A 19,460-nucleotide genomic window follows, 5' to 3' on the forward strand; every position below is an offset into this window, starting at 1 on the left:
ATCCGGTTCAACGCAGCCCCCTCTCCCCGATGGGGAGAGGGAACCGATCGTCGCCCGGACGAGGCCGGGAACCCCGGTACAACACTACACGGCTAAATGGGCAAAATGGCCTAATACGTTGTGCAGAATACCCAACCCTTTTTTCACCTGTTCGGCGCTAATAGTACACGGCGGCACCACGTGAATGCGGTTTTCCACCACGAAACTCAGCAGCCCCGCTTCGGTTAACGCGCCCTTAATCTCCGCCATATCCCCTGCTGCCAGCGGCGTTTTCTTCTCACGGTCGCTCACCAACTCCAGCGCCTGGAAGACGCCACGGCCGCGAACGTGGCCCACCAGCGGCGAAGCCTCCGCCAGCGCATCCAGCCCCTGACGCAGCACGCCGTTACCTATCAGCGCCGCGTTTTCAACGATGCCTTCTTCTTTCATGGTATCCAGCGTAGCGACGATCGCCGCCATCGCCAGCGGATGCCCTGAGTAGGTCAGCCCGCCGGCAAAGAAATGATCGTCAAAATAGCGGGCAATCTTCTCGCTAATGATCACCCCGCCGGCCGGTACGTAACCGGCGTTGACACCTTTGGCGAAAGTGATCAGATCCGGTACGATCCCGTCCTGTTCAAACGCGAACCAGCTGCCGGTGCGGCCGAAACCGGCCATCACTTCATCGAGAATCAGAATAATGCCGAACTCATCCGCCAGCGCCCGCACGCCTTTCATGTATCCTTCCGGTGGCACCAGAATCCCGGCAGTCCCCGGAATCGACTCCAGCAAAATAGCCGCAATTGACGAGGGACCTTCACATTCAATCATCCGGCGTAAATGCGCCAGCGCACGGCGGCATTCTTCTTGCTCGGTGGTCGCATTAAATTCGCTGCGATACAGGTACGGGTTAAAGAAGTGGACGTGGCCGCGAGAATATTCGTTCGGTACGCGTCGCCAGTCACCGGTCGCCGCAATCGCGCTACCGGTGTTACCGTGATACGAGCGATACGCTGACAGCACTTTATCGCGCCCGGTGTACAGGCGCGCCATGCGAATCGCGTTCTCGTTGGCATCGGCCCCGGCGTTGGTGAAGAACACCTTGCTAAACCCTTCCGGCGCGAGGCCAATAATGCGCTTCGCCGCTTCACCGCGCGCCAGGTTGGCGGTAGCGGGGGCGATGGTCACCAAAGATTCCAGCTGCGCTTTCATTGCCGCCAGCACCCGGGGATGCTGGTAGCCGAGATTCACGTTGACCAGTTGGCTGCTGAAGTCCAGATAGGTTTTGCCATCATAATCCCACAGCTCACACCCTTTCGCCCCGGCAATCACCAGCGGGCTGAGGTTACCCTGCATCGACCAGGAATGAAAAACAAACTCTCTGTCCAGTTGGCGAATGGCCTGATTGTTCAACTCTGTCATCGTCGTTCCTCACATACGGTTGGCTATGGCTCATCATGTCGTCGGCGGAAAAAGAAGTGATAGAGCCAGTGTAGACCGACGGCTGTGACAACGGTGTCACAACGCCTTACGCAGACTGTCCCTCGGCAGGTGACGCCACGGTTTTTATAGTGTTCGGAACAACCTGCACTGGAGAGCACAATGCAAAAACAAAACGTGGTGTTTATTACCGGAGCGACCTCCGGCTTTGGGGAAGCGTCGGCGCACGTGTTTGCGCGCGCCGGCTGGGCGCTGGTACTGAGCGGCCGTCGGCTGGCACGTCTACAGGCGTTACAGGCCGAGCTGGCGCCGCTGGCACCGGTCCACATCATAGAACTTGACGTGCGCGACAGCGCCGCGGTGGCCGCAGCCGTTGCCGACCTGCCCGCGCCGTTTGCCGATATCACCGCGCTTATCAATAACGCCGGGCTGGCGCTGGCGCCGCAGCCGGCGCAGAAGGTGGAACTGACCGACTGGCAGACGATGATTGATACCAACGTCACCGGGCTGGTCAACGTCACCCACGCCCTGCTGCCGACCCTGATTCGTCACGGCGCGGGGGCCAGTATTATTAACATTGGTTCCATCGCCGGACAGTGGCCATACCCGGGCAGCCACGTTTACGGAGCGAGTAAGGCGTTCGTTAAGCAGTTCAGCTATAACCTGCGCTGCGATCTGTTAGGTACCGGCGTGCGGGTGACCGATCTGGCGCCGGGCATTGCAGAGACGGAGTTCACGCTGGTGCGCACCAAAGGCGACCAGGCGGCGTCCGATGCGCTGTACCGGGGCACCACGCCACTGTCGGCGCAGGATATTGCCGAGCAGATGTTCTACATTGCGACGCTGCCGGACCATATGAATATTAACCGCGTGGAGGTAATGCCGGTACGTCAGGCGTGGCAGCCGTTTGCCATTGACCGGGATTAGTGTGGTTTTCTACCGCTCCTTTCCAGGGGGTCTTTTATGCACAAATTACAGGGAAAAACGTGATATTTGTCAGTGAGGTGAGGGGTTCCGTTCACTTTACGTCGGGTAGAATATGAAGTTCCTTCACCGGTGAACGGGCCAAGGGGGGCGGCCGCGCCCCCCTTCGCAATCCCCGCGCCCGCGCAATTTATATGACTGGAATTGAAAGGGAGCGCAACGGAGTGATAATCCCAAATATATCCCCCCTTGGTATTAACGACTACTTTGCAAAAACTGCCTCACCCGCTCCGACTTCGGCGCCGTAAAGAAAACCTCCGGCGGCGCTTTCTCTATCAAAATCCCTTTTTCAAGAAACACCACTTCGTTGGAAACCTGACGGGCAAACTCCATCTCATGCGTCACCACCACCATGGTGTACCCCTCTGCCGCCAGCGACTTCATCACGCTCAGCACTTCGTTAACGCGTTCCGGATCCAGCGCCGACGTCGGTTCATCAAATAACAGCACCTCCGGCGACATTGCCAGCGATCGCGCAATCGCCACCCGCTGCTTTTGCCCGCCGGAGAGCGTGATCGGATAGGCATCAGCCTTATGGTCCATCCCCACCTTTTTCAGCTGCTGCTCGGCAACGGCGCGCGCCTCGTCGCGCGGCATCCCCTTTACGTGCAGCAGCGCTTCCATCACGTTTTGCAGCACGGTCAAATGCGGCCACAGATTGAAGCTCTGGAAAACCATGCCGACCCGCTCACGAATTTTCGACAGATCGCGGTGCGACATGGCTTTTCCGTTCTGCTCATTGACCCCAATGCGCTGACCACCGATACGAATTTCCCCGCGATCCGGCTGCTCCAGCCAGTTCATACAACGCAGCAGCGTTGATTTTCCCGATCCGGACGAGCCGAGGATACTGACCACCGTCCCCTTCTCTACCGTCAGGTTGATATCGCGCAGCACTTCAACATTATCAAACTGTTTGGAGACGTTTTTTACGCTTACCGCTGTAGTCTCAGACATGGCTCATTCCTCGTTTCGCGCTATAAACAGTTAGCCGTTTCACCAGCAGTTCCAGCACAATGCTGATGGCCCAATACAGCGCAATCGCGACAATAAAGGCATTAAACGGAATAAAGTAGGTGGCCTGCACGCTGTTGGCGGCGGCGGTGATTTCTTGTACGGTAATAATGCTGAGAAACGCGGTGTCCTTCAGGCAAATAATCAGCTGATTGCCCAAAAGCGGCAGCGCGGAGGAAAAAATATTAGGCAGAACAATACGGCGAAAAATAGTGTAGCGAGAAAATCCCTGCACCACAGCGGCCTCGATATAGCCGTTGGAAAAGACGCGTCGCTGGCTACGAAGGATTTCAAAGAAATAAGCGCCATGATAAATAATTAATGCCAGCAGCCCTGCCGTCCAGGCTTCCATACTGATGCCTAATTCCGGCAAACCGTAATACAACAGGTACGCCAGAATCAGGAAAGGGATAGCCCGCATCAGGTTTACCAACCCCATAATCAGGTTATTTAACACCCGTTTTTGATATTCAGTGATATAGCACAGCAGGGTGCCGATAAATAACCCAACAACAGCAGCAATAATAAACAGTTCAAGCGTCGCCAGCAGCCCGGCAATAAAATTGTCGTGCTCGGCCCAGATAATTGCCCATTGATTCATCAGTCCTCCCGGGCTTAGCGCGCCAGTCGTTTTGCTTTACGTTCCGCCAGGCTCTGGAGCTTGAGCAGCAGGCCGATTATCACCACATACAGCAGCCCGGCCGCCAGAATGGGGGAAAGCGGTTCATAGGTCACCGAGGCAATACGGTTGGTAACACGGGTCAGATCCACCACGCCAATTACCGCAATCGCCGGGCTTCCTTTGATTAAAAAAGACATTTCATTGACCAGCGCGGGCAGGCTTTCCAGCCACATCTGCGGCAGCATAATGTAGCGAAAGTAGGGCCAGCGGCGCATTCCCACCGATTCTGCCGCTTCGCGCTGCTCGCGCGGAAAGGTGCGAAACGCATTACGCCAGATTTCGGCATTAAACGCCGAGGTGTTCAGCGTCAATGCCACAATGGCGGCAACCGTTTTATCAAGGTTAATGCCCACCGTCGGCAGCGATAGAAACAGGAACAGCACCAGCGTCACCAGCGGCGTCGCCCGCGCCAGGCTGATATAGATAACCAGAAGCTGATCTATCACCGGAATCTTCATCATGCGCACAAAGGCAATAATCAGCCCAATCACCACGCCAAACGCGATGGCGATGGCCGAAATCCAGAGGGTCGTCCATGCGCCTTCAATCAGTAACTGCCATGCTATTGAGTCCATGTTGCCCTCCTGAGGTCATACGGGCGGCGGTTTCCCGCCGCGTTGCTTACTGCCCAGCCAGCTTGTGGAACTGCGCGGCGCTGGTGATAGGCTCCGTTGGCAGGTCATCGTAGGTTTCGCCAAACCATTTTTTCTGCAGCTCGGCGAGCTTACCGGTTTCACGCATGTGATTGATAAATTTGGTCATATACGCCAGAAGCTCCGGTGAGTTCTTCGGAATAGGCCAGGCCATATAGCCCGGCCCGGATACCGCCAGGCCTTTGGCGAAGACCTTCGGCTTGGCTTTCACCAGGTCATTAACGGAAATCACCACGTTGATCACGTAGTCGAGGCGCTTGTTGGCCAGGTCCGCGTAGGCTTCAGGATAGGACGGGTATTCCACCACCGGCCCCAGCTTGCCGCCGGTTTTCTCAATCATCGCCTTCAGCTCCGGTAAACGCGCCAGCAGCGCGCTGCCCGCCTGGAGGCCCACTTTTTTACCGCTGAGGTCTGCAATGGTATTCAGCGAATTATCGCCCGCACGCTTAACGAAATAATGCTGAGCCGAGGCCCACGGCGGGGTAAAATTAAACACATTCAGGCGTTCATCGGTCACCACCGCGCCAGTCAGTGCCATATCGTATTGCCCGGTTGAGACCGCGGCTAATAACCCCGTCCACGGCAGAATACTTTGCGTCACATTAAATTTGGCGTACTCGCGCAGCGCCGCCAGCATGTCTTTATTAAAACCGTCAGCGTTGCCGTTATTCATAAAGTTAAACGGCGCGTAATCATCTTCCGTCGCCACTTTTAAGGTGCCGTTTTTTTCAATTTCCGGTAAATCGGCAGCGACCGCCTGCAAAGAAAAGGTCATCGCCATGATGGCGGCAAGATAATATGAACCGAGCGTTTTTTTCATCGTTTGACCCCTACTCAAATATGTCCGATACGTTTATTCCAGACGCGCTGGAGACTTTGCAAGATATGTGCCGACAGACGCATTGGGGAGGCTGACTGGCGACGTTTTTACTGTAGGGAGACTTTTTGCATTCTGAATAGAGCCAGTTTTCGCACGCGCTTGTGGCAGACGGTTTCAGGCTGGTACAAAAATTGCTGCACGTTGATAACGCGAATAATCAGGGGAGCAGCGAATGATTCGGCACTTATTGCATGTGGATTTCGACGCGCAGCGCGGTTTACAAGAGCAGGTCCGCGAATCGCTGGTGAACGCCATTCTCGGCGGGATTTTTGCCGCCGACACGCCGCTGCCGTCGTGCCGCCAGCTGGCCCAGCAGCTGCAGGTTTCACGCAATACCACTGCGCTGGTGTTTGAAAGTCTGGTCAACGAAGGTTATCTGGTCAGCCGCCCGCGCAGCGGTTATTACCTGCATCCGGATTATCATGCGCCGCGTCTGGCGACGCCAGCGCCTGCACCCGACGACGCCGGCCGCGCACCATCATGGGGCAAACGGCTGAACATCACCCCCAGTCAGCAGGAGTCAATCCTGAAGCCCGCGGGCTGGATGCACTACCGCTACCCGTTTATTTACGGTCAACCCGATACCCGCTGTTTCCCGCTGACCAACTGGCGGGCCGCCGCTAACTGGCTGCACGGCGGCACGCGCGATCCGGCTTGGGTGGTAGACCATATCGATCAGGACGTACCGATGCTTATTGAGCAAATTCGCACTCGCGTACTGCCCAAACGCGGTATCGTTGCCGCGCCGGACGAAATTCTGATTACACTCGGATCGCAGAATGCGCTGTACCTGCTCACTCGCCTGTTGTTGTCGCGTCAGACCCGGGTTGGCGTAGAGAACCCCGGTTTTCGCGAGGCGATTAACACCTTTATGCTCAGCGACTGCCAGATTGTCCCGCACCCGGTCGATGAACAAGGCATCGTGTTAAATAACCTGCCCTGCGATTACTACTACGTCACGCCGGGTCATCAGGTCCCCACCGGAGTGACCATGAGTAAGGCGCGGCGCAGCCAGCTGCTGGCGCACGCCGCCCAGCATGACGCGGTGATTATTGAAGATGATTATGATTCGGAGAGTAACTTTCAGGCTAACCCGCTGCCCGCGCTAAAGGCCAGCGATCGCAGCGGGCGGGTGGTGTACGTCAGCAGCCTGTCGAAGGCGCTGTCGCCGGGTCTGCGTCTGGGGTTTATGGTCGCCGATCCGGACTTGATTGATGAAGCCCGGGCGCTGCGCCGTCTGGTGTACCGCCATCCGCCAAGCAACATTCAGTATCAGATGGCGCATTTCCTTGCCCAGGGCCACTACGAAACGCATCTGCGCCGCTATCGCGATGACTCCGCGCGCCGCTGGGACATGCTGCACAAGGCGCTAATGACGCAAATGCCAGAATGCCAGCCGCTGCCCGGCAGCGAACACGCCAACGCCTTCTGGCTTCGCACGCCGACGCACATCAGCACCCAGCAGCTCACCTGGCGCGCCGCCCACACCGGCGTGTTGATAGAGCCCGGCGCGCGTCATTTTCTGGATGCCACCCCGCCGGATAATTTCTTCCGCATGGGCTTTCACGCCATTACCCCCGACGCCATCGCGCCGGGGGTCGAGGTGCTGCGTGCCCAGCTGGCGCAGATGGGTTAACCGAGCCGCCGGTGCGCCCACTCGCGCAGCCGCTGGAACAAGACGTACAGCGACGGAATAAACAGGATGCCGATCGCCGTCGCCACCAGCATGCCGCTGAACACCGTGGTGCCGATAATCCGTCGGCTCTGCGCCCCGGCTCCGGTCGAGAACATCATCGGCATAATGCCGATAATAAACGACACTGCCGTCATCATAACCGCGCGGAAACGACGGGTTGCCCCCTCGCGTGCGGCCTCCACGATCGACAACCCTGACTGGCGGCGCTCGCGGGCGAATTCCACGATCAGGATAGCGTTCTTCGCTGCGAGGGCGATTAACAACACCAGACCTATCTGTACATAAACATCGTTCGCATAGCCCGCCGCCCACAGCCACAGCAGCGCGCCGCCGATAGCGAACAGCACCGACAGCATGACGCTTGCCGGCAGCGTCCAGCTTTCATACTGCGCCACGAGGAACAGCCACGCCATGGCCACCGCCGCCAGCACGATCCAGATAGCCTGGTTGCCGGTTTGCTGCTCCTGCCACGACAGCCCGCTCCACGCGTAGTCGTAGCCCGCGGGCAGGTGCGCGGCAAGCAGTTTTTCCATCTCGCTCATCGCCGTACGGCTGCTCACCCCTTCCGCCGCGGAGCCGCTCACCGACACCGACGGGAACTGGTTAAACTGCTGAATAAACGGCGCCCCCACGGTCGGCGTAATGGTCACCAGGTTGCTCAGCCGCACCCGCTCGCCGTGATTGCTGCGGACAAACAGCTCGCCGATCTGCTCAGCGCGCTCGCGCCACTGCATCTCATTTTGCAGCACCACGTGATACACGCGGTTGTTAATGCTGAAATCACCGGCACGCGTGCCGCCAAAGGCAGTTTGCAGGCTGTTAAAAATGCGCGAAACCGGGACATCCAGCCGCGCAGCCTGATCGCGATCCACGTTCAACGTCAGCTGCGGCACGTTGCTGCTCCAGGTGGTAAATACCCGGCTCAGCTGAGGATGCTGATTCGCCTGCTGCAGAATCTGCCGCGTCACCTGCTCCAGCTCGGCAGGCGTTTGCCCGGCCTGCGCCAGAATGCGCAAATCGAAGCCTGCGGCGCTGCCCAGTCCCGGCAGCGTCGGCGGTGCGAACAGCATGATATTGGCTTCCGGCAGCGCGTGTAGCTGACGCTGCAGTTCGGCCATGACCGTCTCCAGCGACGCACGCTGCGACCAGTCTTTCAGCATCAGCGAAATAAACCCGCCGTTAGAGGCGCTGGTGCCGCTAAGAATACTGAAGCCAGACACCTGAATCACATCCTCAACGGCCGGATGTGCGCCCAGCAGGTCGCGTGCTTTCGCCATCACCGCTTCCGTACGCTCAAGAGAGGCCGATTCCGGCAGCTGGACGTTGGCGAACACGTAGCCCTGATCTTCCTGCGGCAGGAATCCCTTCGGCATCATGGAGAAACTCAATGCCACCAACAGCGCGGCGCTTAGGGTTGCGCCAACGGCCACCAGCGGGCGGCGGTTCATCCACGCCACCAGGCGACCATAACCGTCGCGGGTGGTGTTCAGCCCAAGGTTAAACAGCTGGAACAGCCTGGCAGGTTGTGCCGGACGCGGTCGCAGCAGCAGCGCACACAGCGCCGGCGTCAGCGTCAGCGCCACGATGCTCGACAGCGTGACCGCGGTAGAGAGCGTGACGGCAAACTGACGGTACAGCTCGCCGACGATCCCCGGCAGCATCGCGACCGGTACAAATACCGCCAACAGCACCAGCGTGGTGGCGATCACCGGTCCGGCGATCTGTTTCAGCGCCAGCGCGGTGGCCTCCTGTCGGCCCATCCCTTCGGCCATGTGTCCTTCTACGCTTTCCACCACCACAATGGCATCATCCACCACCATCGTCAGCGCAAGAATGATGGCAAACAGGCTCAGGGTATTGGCGCTGTAGCCCAGGACGTAAAGCACCGCAAACGTCCCTACCAGCGAAACGGGAATCGCCAGCGCCACAATAAGCGTCGCTCGCAGGCTTTGCAGGAATAAAGAAACCACGGCCACAACTGCCAGCAGCGTCAGCGCCAGCGAGGTCCCAATCTCTTTGATCGTGGCGGCAACAAAGCGGGTGGTATCAAACTTCACCTCCCAGGCCAGATCCGCCGGGAATCGGTCTTGCAGACGCGTCAGTTCCGCGCGCACAACGTTTGCGACCTGTAAGGCGTTCGCGGTAGGCGTCGGGTAAATCCCCATATAGGCCGAATCGACGCCGTTGAGCTGCGCGCTGGAGCTGTAGCTGCGCGCGCCCAGTTCAATATTGGCGACATCGGCAAGGCGTACCAGCTGCCCTTGTTCGCCGCTGCGCACCACAATACGGCTGAACTCCTCGGCCTCGCTCAACCGCCCTAACCCATTAATGGTCAGGGTTTGCTGCTGACCGTTAAACACCGGCGGCGTCCCCACCTGACCGGCGGCACCCTGTACGTGCTGTTCATTCAGCGCCTGGGCAATATCTTCACTGGTGATATTCAGCGCGTTCATGCGGTCCGGACGCAGCCAGATGCGCATGCTGTAATCGCGTGCGCCAAACATCTGTACCTGGCCGACGCCCGGCAGGCGCGACAGCGCTTCGCGAACCTGAGTGCTGGCGTAGTTGCTGATTTGTAGCGGCGAGATCGTGCCGTCAGGCGAATAAAGGCTGACGCCCATCAACAGATTGCTGGCGCGTTTGCGCACCTGTACGCCGTTCTGCTGCGCCTCGGTCGGCAGCTGCGCCACCGCCTGCGCCACGCGATTCTGGACGTCAATGGCCGCCATATCCGGGTCAGTTCCGGCGGCAAAGGTCAGGCTAAGGCTGTAAGCGCCGTCATCGGAACTGGTCGACTCCATATAGAGCATATGATCAACGCCATTAAGCTGCGTCTCCAGCGGCGCGGCGATGGCTTCGGCCACATCCTGCGCGCTGGCACCCGGCCAGCTGGCGCTGACGTTCACCACCGGCGGCGTGATTTGCGGGTACTGCTCCACCGGAATGAGCTTCAGCGCGACGGCGCCCACAAAGACCATCAGCAGCGCAATCACCATCGCGAAACGCGGACGGCGGATAAAAAACGTCAGCATCCTGTGCTCCTTAATTCAATAGCTGCACGGCGGCGCCGTCCGTCAGGCGCTGCGCGCCGTCGGTGATCACGCGCTCGCCCGCGTTAAGCCCTTTCGCCACCGCAAAGGTCTGTCCCTGCTGGCCGCCCAGCTCAAGCCGACGCTGCCCGGCGGTATTCTCCGCCGTCAGCACCCAGCTGAAATAGCCTTTGGCATCCTGCTGCACGGCTGCCGCCGGAATCATCACGCTCTCGGTCATTTGCTGCGGACGCAGCGTCACCGTAACGTTACCGCCTGGCAGCAACCGATGCTGCGGATTGGCAAACTCTGCGCGTACCGCCACGCTGGCTGTACGGGCATCAATACGGTTATCGACCGAGGTCAGCACCCCGTCTTCACGTTGACCATCGAGGGTAATTTGCGCCAGCCAGGCCGCCTTCAGCGCGCGGATATCCGCATGCTGTCCCGCTTTGCTGTAGAACGCGGCCTCATCCAGCGCGAAGCTCACGCGAATGGGGTCAAGCTGGGCGATATCCACCAGCACGCCGCTGGCGGCATTGACCAACGTGCCGACGTGAAAGGCACTGTGGCCCACGCGGCCGCTTACCGGTGAGGTAATACGGGTGTAGTCGAGCGTTATCTGCTGCGCCGTTACCCGCGCTTTCGCCTGCTCAACGGCGGCGGCGGCAACGTCGCGCTGCATCTGAGCCGTATCAACGTCGTTACGGCTGATGGAGTGGTTAGTTTTCAGACTCTGGTAGCGCGTCAGCAGCTGCTGTGCCTGACGCAGCGACGCCTGAGCGCTTTTCAGTTCAGCCTGTGCCAGCGCCAGCGCCGCCCGCGGCTGGGCATCATCAAGCGTAAAAAGGAGATCGCCTTGACTGACGTTCTGGCCGTCCTGGAAGTGGCGCTGCACGATGGTGCCTTCGGTGCGTGCGCGGATTTCAACGGCGTGGATAGCCTCCACGCGGCCCGGTAGCTGACGCTCCACCGCGTGCGGCGCGCGCTCAACGGTCGCGACACGTACCGGTACCGAGGCGTAAGCCAGCGTGCAGCCTGCCAGGCCGCAGGCCAACAGGGCGAGGCGGAAAGTTTTCTTCATGAGGGGATCCTTGCGTGGCAAGTGCCCCTCTCCGCCAGGAGAGGGGCTGGTCATCACTAGGTTGTCTTGCGGAAACGGCGGGTCAGACGCTTTTCAACTTCAACGACCAGGAACATCGCGGCGCCAATGGCCAGGGTGATGCCCCAGTAGCGCAGCGGCAGCGCTTCGGTGCCGAACAGCGTCTGCATCAGCGGCAGGTAGATAATCGCCAGCTGCAGCAGAAGCAGCACGCCGGTCACCAGCCAGATACCTTTGTTCTTCAGCAGGCCGCTATTCAGGGAGAAGCGGTCGCTGCTGCGGCAGTTAATCATGTAAACCCACTGCGCGGTCACCAGCATCTGCAACAACACGGTGCGGATAAACTCGGCGCTGTGGCCGCGCGGCGCAAGCCAGGCTTCAAGGATGAAGGCGGCAACGGCAATCATCGAACCGACAAAGGCGACGCGCCAGACGGCAAATGCATCCATCACGTGCTGGCCGGTTTTACGCGGCGGACGGTTCATCACGTTACGCTCAGCGGCTTCAAATGCGAGGCCAAAGGAGAGCGTGGCGGAGGTCGCCATGTTCATCCACAGAATCAGTACCGGCGTCAGCGGGATAATATTACCCGCCAGCAGCGCGATAATAATCAACAGCCCCTGCGCCAGGTTAGTTGGCATGATGAACAGAATCGTCTTCTTCAGGTTGTCGTATACGCGACGCCCTTCTTTTACCGAGCTGGCGATGGTGGCAAAGTTGTCATCGGTCAGCACCATGTCCGCGGCCTCTTTGGTCACCTCGGTGCCTTTGATGCCCATCGCGATACCCACGTCGGCCTGGCGCAGCGCCGGGGCGTCGTTAACGCCGTCGCCGGTCATGCCAACAATCTCGCCGCTTTCCTGCAGCGCTTTCACCAGGCGCAGCTTATGCTCCGGGCTGGTACGGGCGAAGATATCGTACTCGACCGCCGCTTTTGCCAGCTCGGCGTCATCCATGTGCTCCAGCTGGTAGCCGGTCATCGCTTCACTGCTGTTGCGGATCCCCAGCATCTGGCCAATGCTCATCGCCGTCTGCGGGTGATCGCCGGTGATCATCTTGACGCGGATCCCGGCATTCTGACAGGTGTGGATCGCATCAACGGCTTCCGGACGCGGCGGGTCCATCATCCCGGCAATGCCGAGGAATTCCAGACCGTCCTGCAGGTCGCTGTGATCGAGGGTGTTCTGCCCAGCGTTAGCAGGCTTAGTGGCCGCCGCGACCATGCGCAGCCCCTGGCTGGCAAAGCGCGCCATTTCGGCTTCCCAGTAGCCGCGCTCAAACGGCACCACGCCACGTGCGGTCTGCTGCTGCTGACACAGCGCGAAGAGGACGTCCGGCGCGCCGGTCACCATCACAATCTCTTCGTCGGCCAGCTGGAAATGCGTTGCCATGTACTTGTACTGTGAGTCAAACGGGATCTTCGCTACCAGCTGGGTACGCAGCGGCTCAAGGCTCGCTTTCGCGGCCAGCACCTTCAGCGCGCCCTCGGTTGGGCCGCCGGTAATCCCCCAGTGGCCCTGCGGGTCTTTCACCAGTTGGCTGTCGTTACACAGATCGATGGTGCGCAGGTATTTCTCGAGCACGGTGTACGGCTGTACTTTTACCGGCTCGTTGCTGCCTTCCAGGTAGATGTTGCCGTGCGGCTCATAGCTATCGCCGTCTACGCGGTAGCAGCTATCGGCGGTGATAATCGCCTTCACGGTCATTTCATTCATGGTCAGCGTGCCGGTTTTATCCGAGCAGACCACGGTCATTGCCCCTAAGGTTTCCACGGTCGGCAGCTTGCGGATAATCGCCCGCTTGCGCGCCATGGCCTGTACGCCCAGAGACAGAATAATCGAGATAATCGCCGGCAGACCTTCCGGTACAGCGGCCACCGCGAGGCTAATCAGCGACAGCAGCAGCTCGCCCAGCGGAATGTCGCGCAGCAGCATGCTGAACACGAACAGCGCGGCCATCATCGCCAGGATAATGGCGAAAATCGCTTTGCCCAGCTTGTCCATCTGCACCAGCAGCGGCGTGCGGTGCTTTTCAATACCCGCCATCATCTGGTTGATGTGGCCGAGCTCGGTCTCCTGACCGGTAGCCACAACCACCCCGATGCCGCCGCCTGCGCTCACGGTGGTGCCAGAGAACACCATATTGGTGCGGTCGCCCAGCGGCAGTTCACCGTGCAGGACGTCGGTGTGTTTATCCACAACGGTCGACTCGCCGGTCAGAATCGCTTCTTCCACGCGCAGGTTGTGCGCTTCAATCAGGCGCATGTCGGCCGGAATACGGTCGCCCGCGCGCAGCACCACGATATCGCCCGGCACCAGCTCGGTGGTGGCGACGGTTTGATGGTTACCATCACGGATAACCTGTGCATCGCTGGAGAGCATATTGCGGATGCTTTTCAGCGATTTTTCCGCATTGCTTTCCTGAATATGACCAATCAGGGCGTTAATCACCGTAACGCCAAGAATGACGAAGGTATCGACCCAGTGTCCCATTACGGCAGTCAGCGCCGCTGCGGCCAGCAGGACGTAGATCAGCACATCGTTAAAGTGGGCGAGGAAACGCAGCCACGCTGGCTTACCTTTCTTTTCTGGCAGTGCGTTAGGGCCGTAGGTATTCAGGCGCTCCGCCGCCTCGGCCGCCGCCAGCCCCTCGGGCTGACTGTTGACCTGCGATAGCACCCGCTCGGTCGGCTGCTGGTACGCGTGCACCTGCGGGTCGTAGTCCCCGTGCGGCACGTTTTTGGCATTCATCATTTTCGACACGATAAATTTTCCTTTTAAATTCCTGCAAACGGAAAGCCTGAATTCATTTCTGGCCAAGGCGACATCGTTGGATATTTTTAATTAAGCGAAGAAATATTCGTTAGTTCACAATATTTCCGCTTTTTAAATTTCAAAACGACATTCAGTTGATTTACTAATATTAATATTACAGAATGTTCCTAAACCCCATCTAAACGAGGTCATTATGTTTGGAATCTACAGAGGACGCCGCCTGGCGCTGTACATCGCGCTGGCTATCGTGATTGCGACGCTGGTTGGATACAGTACTTATACTTTTGTAAAACTATTATCCTGAGCATGACGTTTATTTACGAAAGCATTATTTAATTTAATTCAAAACATTATTTACTCTTTTGCCATACGATTATTTTCGTAGGCTTGAGCATTTGTTTTAAATATTCAACCGGAGGTATATTAAATTATAAACATTGCGTTCAAATAAAAATTACCGGACAATAATATCTTTAACCAAAGATTAACAACGCATGAAGCATCCTCTTGAATCACTGATGACCGCCGCCGGTATTTTATTGATGGCGTTCCTTTCCTGCCTGCTGCTTCCAGCGCCTTCGCTGGGACTGACGCTGGCGCAAAAGCTGGTTGAGACCTTCCATTTTATGGATCTCAACCAGTTTTATACCGTGCTGTTCTGCGCGTGGTTTCTGGCCCTGGGGGCGATTGAGTATCTGGTGATTCGCTACGTCTGGCGACGTTGGTTCTCGCTGGCGGCGTAGGCCTGATAAGCAACGCGCCATCAGGCACACCGATGCACGTTGCCGGATGGCGGCTAGCGCCTTGTCCGGCCTACAATCAGGGCAGAATCAATGCGCCCGCGGGCGATGATTCACTTTACGATAGGCACCCGGCGACTGATTAAATGTGCGGGTAAAAATGCGGGTAAAAGTTTGCTGGGAATCAAACCCGTACTTCAGACAGATGTCGTAGACCTTTTGATCGGTCGTACACAGCTCATCCGCCGCCAGATTCAGCTTGCGCTGACGGATGTAGCGGCCAAGGCTCTCCCCTTTGTGCTGTAAAAACAGACGCTGCAGGTGCCATTTTGAATAGCCCGCCCGGCGGGCGATTTCATCAATACGCAATGGCTGATGCAGGTTATTGTCAATCCATTCGACCAGAGTGTCGATTACCTGAGTGGCTAATTCGGTCATACGCCCTTCCCCTCGCTTAACGACAGCCGGTGGCTATTCCCACCAGGCTCGAAATGTTTGCATAGCGTCCGCCAGGCGAACCGGCTCGCCCTGCATCGGCGTTAGCAGCCGATATGCTTTATCTTTGCTGGCCTGCGCCAGCCGCTTGTACGGATCGTCCCAGGTATGTTTGGCCAGTACGAAGCGCCCAGCGTGACCCGGTACCACCCGGTCCGCACGCAGATCCACTGCCGCCTGTGCGGTTTGCTCCGGCATCATGTGGATGTAGCGCCAGTCCTGGTCATACTGACCGTCCTCCAGTATCGCCACGTCAACCTTGCCAAACCGCTCGCCAATGTCCTTGAAGTGCGGGCCGTAGCCGCTATCGCCGCTGTAATACACCTTCTGCTGCGGCGTCACGAACATAAAGCTCGCCCACAGCGTTTGGTTACGCTTCAGGCCGCGGCCGGAAAAATGCCGCGCCGGCAGTACGTGCACGCTCAACGCATCGCTAAGCGTCACGCTCTGCTGCCAATCGGCCTCGGTAATGATGTCGTTTGCCATGCCCCAATAGCGCAGATGCGACCCGACGCCCAGCGGCACGACGGCGCGCTTAACCTTCGGCAACAGCCCTTTGATGGTGGCGTAGTCGAGGTGATCGTAGTGGTCATGGGAGATAATCAGCAGATCGATCTCCGGCATCGTCTCTGCGCGCCACGGATAGTCGCCGTCGAAGGCTTTATTCAGAAACGAAAACGGCGCGGCATAGCTGCTGAACACCGGATCAATCAGGATCCGCTGGCCCGCCAGCTGGAGATACCACGACGAGTGGCCCAGCCAGATTAACGTATCCTGGTCGCGCGGCAGGCTGGCAAGATCGGTCGCTACCAGCGGCAGCGGGCGCGAGGGGCGCGCGTTTTCACGCTTTGCGGTGAGGAATTCCCACCACGCCATCAGCATATTTTTATCGCTGGTGAACCCCGGCGTCGGCAGGCTGTTGTGAAACGCCCCGTCGCGGTAGTTCGGCGAACGCTCAATCTGACTCTTCTCTGCCCCTTGCGGCACCTGACCGAAGCCGGGATTCAGAACAAAGGACAGGCTTGCTGCACTGGCAATAAGCATGATGGCAACCACACTGATGATGAAAGGTTTCATATCCAGACCCAAAACCGGCCTCATCCAGGAAGCCACACTAAAAAGATTGATTATGAGTGAGTAGGCACTCATTATAGAAAGAGGCAGAAAAAATCGTCAAGCAATTTTCAAATTTTGACAATCGACGTTGAAGTCCCTGGGGTTGGCATGTTTCAATCACATTTTTTTACAGTCAGAGAGGTAAAGTGTAGTGGCTCGTCCAAAGAGTGAAGATAAAAAACAAGCGTTACTGGAAGCCGCCACCAGCGCCATTGCCCAGTCCGGCATTGCCGCTTCGACTGCGATGATTGCGCGCAGTGCGGGCGTGGCTGAGGGCACGCTGTTTCGCTATTTTGCCACCAAAGACGACCTGCTGAACGCACTTTACCTGCATCTGAAAAGCGACCTCTGCCAGGCGATGCTCGCCGGGCTTGTCGATACCGACTCCCCCAAGGCCTTTACCCACGGCATCTGGAACAGTTATATCGACTGGGGCGTACGCAACCCTACCGGCCACCAGGCCATTCGCCGCATGGCGGTGAGCGAAAAAATTACCGAAGAGACGGTGCAGCAGGTCAGAGCCATGTTCCCGGAGCTGCAAAAGCTTTGCCAACGCTCGGTGCGTCCGGTGTTTATGTCCGACGAATTTCGCGCTTTTGGCGACGCCCTGTTCCTGTCGCTGGCGGAAACCACCATTGAGTTTGCCAGCCGCGAACCGCTGCGGGCCGATACGCTGAAGGCGCTGGGTTTTGAAGCCATGTGGCTGGCGCTGGCCGAGGACGACTAATGGACGGAAAAACGCTGCACCAGCGGGCGCACGACTTTGCCCTGACCCTGCCCTTTTCTGACGTCTACTGGCCTTTCGGGCCGGAATATGACGTGTTTACCGTCGAGGGGAAGATCTTTATGATCAAAACCTTTCTGCGCGGTGAAGCGATCGTCAACCTGAAGGTCGATCCCGAACAGTCCCTACTGCATCAGGCTATCTACCCGCATATTAAGCCGGGCTATCACATGAACAAAAAGCACTGGATTTCGGTCTATCCTGGCGACGAGATCGTGCCGGAATTGCTGGAAAGCCTGATTGAAGATTCGTGGAACCGGGTCGTCGATAAGCTGCCCAAACGCGTCCAGGCGCGGGTGCGCCCGGTTTGATTTTGCGTTAAATGCGATAAGTGTTATCGCATTTAACACCCTTCTCATTTGTCACAGCGCGCGGTACCCTGCTTTGATTCAACGCACCGATACGCGGTGTCTATCATCATTCAGGAGTTTTTATGGATATCGTTTCCGTTGCAAAAGCGCGCTATTCCACCAAGGCCTTTGATGCCAGCAAAAAGTTAACCGCCGAGCAGGCAGCTCATCTCAATACCCTGCTGCGTTATAGCCCGTCGAGCACGAACTCTCAGCCGTGGCACTTTATCGTCGCCAGTACCGACGAAGGCAAAGCGCGCGTGGCGAAATCCGCTGCGGGCGGCTACGTGTTTAACGAACGTAAAATGCTGGATGCTTCTCATGTGGTGGTATTCTGCGCCAAAACCGCCATCGACGATGCCTGGCTGGAAAAAGTCGTCGACCAGGAAGATGCCGACGGCCGTTTTGCGACGCCGGAAGCGAAAGCCGCGAACCACAAAGGCCGCACTTTCTTTGCCGACCTGCACCGTAAAGATCGTCACGACGATGACCAGTGGGCCGCGCGTCAGGTTTACCTGAACGTCGGCAACTTCCTGCTGGGCGTGGGCGCAATGGGCCTGGACGCAGTACCCATCGAAGGCTTCGACGCCGATGTTCTCGACGCAGAATTTGGCCTGAAAGAAAAAGGCTATACCAGCCTGGTTGTCGTGCCGGTGGGCTACCACAGCGTAGAAGATTTCAACAAGACGCTGCCGAAATCTCGCCTGCCGGAAGAAACGGTGATTACTGAGATCTGATTTAGCCCCGGCGGCGCTGTGCGTAGCCGGGCTACTCTTATTGCGTAGCCCGGACACGCGCGGCGGCGCCGGAACCGCTTTCGGACTAGAGCTTCGCCAGCACCGCTTCCCCAATATCATCCACCGGTAAGTACACCAGCAAACGTGAGCCATTACGCGGCGCAGAGTACCAGTACATCTGCTGCAGCTGAAAATCGCCGAACTCAGGATGGTGAAAATCTTTGATCTGATTCTCAACGCCGCGCACGTCATAGCGCTGATACCATAGCGCCTCAAACTCGCTTGAAGCGGCAAAGAAGCGCGCCAGCTTGTTCTCCCACGCCGCGTCACCGCGATGTTCAGCCATGGCGGCACGGAAGTAAGACACAAATGTCGCAAGCACGTCGCGATTCGCCAGGCGGCTGCGCCAGCCGGGATGCGTCAGATACAGATAAATACAGTTTCGATCGTCTTCAGGAATGGTCGAAAAATCGACGCCCATCAGCCGACAAAACGCGTCGTTCCACGCCACAATGTCGAAATTCGCACGCTGAATACTGGCCGGCTGCGGCAGCAAACTGTCGAGCATGCGGCGCGCGCCTGGACTGATACCTTCGCAAAGCGGCACGTAGGCAGACTCCAGCGGTTTCAGCCCAGCCAGCACGAACAGATGGCGCGTCTCCAGCTCGCTGCACTGCAGCGCCTCGGCAATCGCCTGCATCACCGCCACCGAGGGGTTAACCTCGCGCCCTTGTTCCAGCCAGGTATACCAGGTCACGCCAACGTCTGCCAGCATCGCCACTTCTTCACGGCGCAGGCCGGGTGTGCGCCGCCGTCCGCTACGCGGTAGCCCCAGGCGCTGCGGATCGAGGCTTTCCCGCCGCGCGCGAAGAAAAGCGCCCAACTGCTTGCGGCTATCGTCCTGCCGCGCGGTCGGTGCGGCGGCTTCACCCGGGGTAATAAGGCTCATCATCTCTCCAGCATGGTAGTGCCAATACCCGTATAACCAGGAACTGGTACCCGTTT

General features: G+C 58.1%; 17 protein-coding genes. 6 read left to right on the plus strand and 11 right to left on the minus strand.

All coding sequences use genetic code 11. The features are described from left to right. Positions 1-84: 84 nt before the first annotated feature. Entirely contained in the window at positions 85-1,401 is a 1,317-nt protein-coding gene (locus tag H7R56_RS17460) for an aspartate aminotransferase family protein (RefSeq protein WP_106924738.1), read from the minus strand. A gap of 180 nt (positions 1,402-1,581) precedes the next feature. Between H7R56_RS17460 and H7R56_RS17465 the strand changes: the two genes are divergently transcribed. Further along, positions 1,582-2,346, plus strand: coding sequence for an SDR family NAD(P)-dependent oxidoreductase (locus H7R56_RS17465; protein WP_106924739.1), 765 nt, complete (start codon positions 1,582-1,584; stop codon positions 2,344-2,346). 252 nt (positions 2,347-2,598) lie between these two features. Here the strand turns inward: H7R56_RS17465 and H7R56_RS17470 are convergent, their stop codons facing one another. Genes H7R56_RS17470 through H7R56_RS17485 form a run of 4 tightly spaced genes read right to left on the minus strand, consistent with a single transcriptional unit; the run spans position 2,599 to position 5,572 of the window. Beyond that, entirely contained in the window at positions 2,599-3,360 is a 762-nt protein-coding gene (locus H7R56_RS17470) for an amino acid ABC transporter ATP-binding protein (RefSeq protein WP_106924740.1), read from the minus strand. Continuing rightward, entirely contained in the window at positions 3,353-4,018 is a 666-nt protein-coding gene (locus tag H7R56_RS17475) for an amino acid ABC transporter permease (RefSeq protein WP_106924741.1), read from the minus strand. The genes H7R56_RS17470 and H7R56_RS17475 overlap by 8 nt, the downstream gene beginning before the upstream one ends. Positions 4,019-4,032: 14 nt before the next feature. Next, a complete protein-coding gene (locus H7R56_RS17480) occupies positions 4,033-4,674 on the minus strand; it encodes an amino acid ABC transporter permease (protein ID WP_106924742.1) in 642 nt (213 codons plus the stop codon). Positions 4,675-4,720: 46 nt separating this feature from the next. Beyond that, the gene (locus tag H7R56_RS17485; RefSeq protein ID WP_106924743.1) at positions 4,721-5,572 is read right to left on the minus strand and encodes a transporter substrate-binding domain-containing protein; all 852 of its coding nucleotides are present in this window, start codon (positions 5,570-5,572) and stop codon (positions 4,721-4,723) included. 232 nt (positions 5,573-5,804) lie between these two features. Between H7R56_RS17485 and H7R56_RS17490 the strand changes: the two genes are divergently transcribed. Beyond that, entirely contained in the window at positions 5,805-7,268 is a 1,464-nt protein-coding gene (locus H7R56_RS17490; protein WP_106924744.1) for a MocR-like pyridoxine biosynthesis transcription factor PdxR, read from the plus strand. Here the strand turns inward: H7R56_RS17490 and H7R56_RS17495 are convergent. From H7R56_RS17495 to H7R56_RS17505, 3 genes are read right to left on the minus strand one after another with little or no spacing between them, the layout of a single operon-like run. Then, positions 7,265-10,360, minus strand: a complete 3,096-nt coding sequence (locus H7R56_RS17495; RefSeq protein WP_106924745.1) for an efflux RND transporter permease subunit — start codon at positions 10,358-10,360, stop codon at positions 7,265-7,267. The two genes, H7R56_RS17490 and H7R56_RS17495, sit on opposite strands and share 4 nt — an antisense overlap. A gap of 10 nt (positions 10,361-10,370) precedes the next feature. Continuing rightward, positions 10,371-11,441 (minus strand): efflux RND transporter periplasmic adaptor subunit, encoded by a 1,071-nt coding sequence (locus H7R56_RS17500; RefSeq protein ID WP_106924746.1) that lies wholly within the window; start codon positions 11,439-11,441, stop codon positions 10,371-10,373. A 56-nt stretch (positions 11,442-11,497) separates the two neighbouring features. Beyond that, entirely contained in the window at positions 11,498-14,221 is a 2,724-nt protein-coding gene (locus tag H7R56_RS17505; RefSeq protein WP_181357962.1) for a cation-transporting P-type ATPase, read from the minus strand. 506 nt (positions 14,222-14,727) lie between these two features. Between H7R56_RS17505 and H7R56_RS17510 the strand changes: the two genes are divergently transcribed. Beyond that, positions 14,728-14,976 carry a DUF1158 domain-containing protein gene (locus H7R56_RS17510; RefSeq protein ID WP_106924748.1) on the plus strand — a complete coding sequence of 83 codons (249 nt, stop codon included), beginning with the start codon at positions 14,728-14,730 and terminating at the stop codon, positions 14,974-14,976. A gap of 87 nt (positions 14,977-15,063) precedes the next feature. Here the strand turns inward: H7R56_RS17510 and H7R56_RS17515 are convergent, their stop codons facing one another. Both H7R56_RS17515 and H7R56_RS17520 read right to left on the minus strand, forming a co-directional pair. Continuing rightward, a complete protein-coding gene (locus tag H7R56_RS17515) occupies positions 15,064-15,411 on the minus strand; it encodes a RamA family antibiotic efflux transcriptional regulator (protein WP_106924749.1) in 348 nt (115 codons plus the stop codon). Positions 15,412-15,444: 33 nt separating this feature from the next. After that, the gene (locus tag H7R56_RS17520; RefSeq protein ID WP_106924810.1) at positions 15,445-16,545 is read right to left on the minus strand and encodes an MBL fold metallo-hydrolase; all 1,101 of its coding nucleotides are present in this window, start codon (positions 16,543-16,545) and stop codon (positions 15,445-15,447) included. A gap of 190 nt (positions 16,546-16,735) precedes the next feature. Here H7R56_RS17520 and H7R56_RS17525 point away from each other — a divergent pair, with 190 nt between their 5' ends. The 3 genes from H7R56_RS17525 to nfsB all read left to right on the plus strand — a co-directional run bounded on the left by H7R56_RS17525 (position 16,736) and on the right by nfsB (position 18,455). Then, complete coding sequence (locus tag H7R56_RS17525) at positions 16,736-17,311, plus strand: TetR/AcrR family transcriptional regulator (RefSeq protein ID WP_106924750.1); 576 nt, start codon at positions 16,736-16,738, stop codon at positions 17,309-17,311. Then, entirely contained in the window at positions 17,311-17,679 is a 369-nt protein-coding gene (locus H7R56_RS17530) for an MmcQ/YjbR family DNA-binding protein (RefSeq protein WP_106924751.1), read from the plus strand. The genes H7R56_RS17525 and H7R56_RS17530 overlap by 1 nt, the downstream gene beginning before the upstream one ends. Before the next feature lie 122 nt (positions 17,680-17,801). Then, positions 17,802-18,455, plus strand: a complete 654-nt coding sequence (gene nfsB / locus H7R56_RS17535; protein ID WP_106924752.1) for an oxygen-insensitive NAD(P)H nitroreductase — start codon at positions 17,802-17,804, stop codon at positions 18,453-18,455. 85 nt (positions 18,456-18,540) lie between these two features. Here the strand turns inward: nfsB and H7R56_RS17540 are convergent, their stop codons facing one another. Beyond that, entirely contained in the window at positions 18,541-19,404 is an 864-nt protein-coding gene (locus tag H7R56_RS17540) for a helix-turn-helix transcriptional regulator (protein WP_106924753.1), read from the minus strand. Between the last annotated feature and the right edge of the window lie 56 nt (positions 19,405-19,460).

Source organism: Klebsiella sp. WP3-W18-ESBL-02, from assembly GCF_014168815.1.
GTDB classification, from domain to species: Bacteria; Pseudomonadota; Gammaproteobacteria; order Enterobacterales; family Enterobacteriaceae; genus Kluyvera; species Kluyvera ascorbata_B.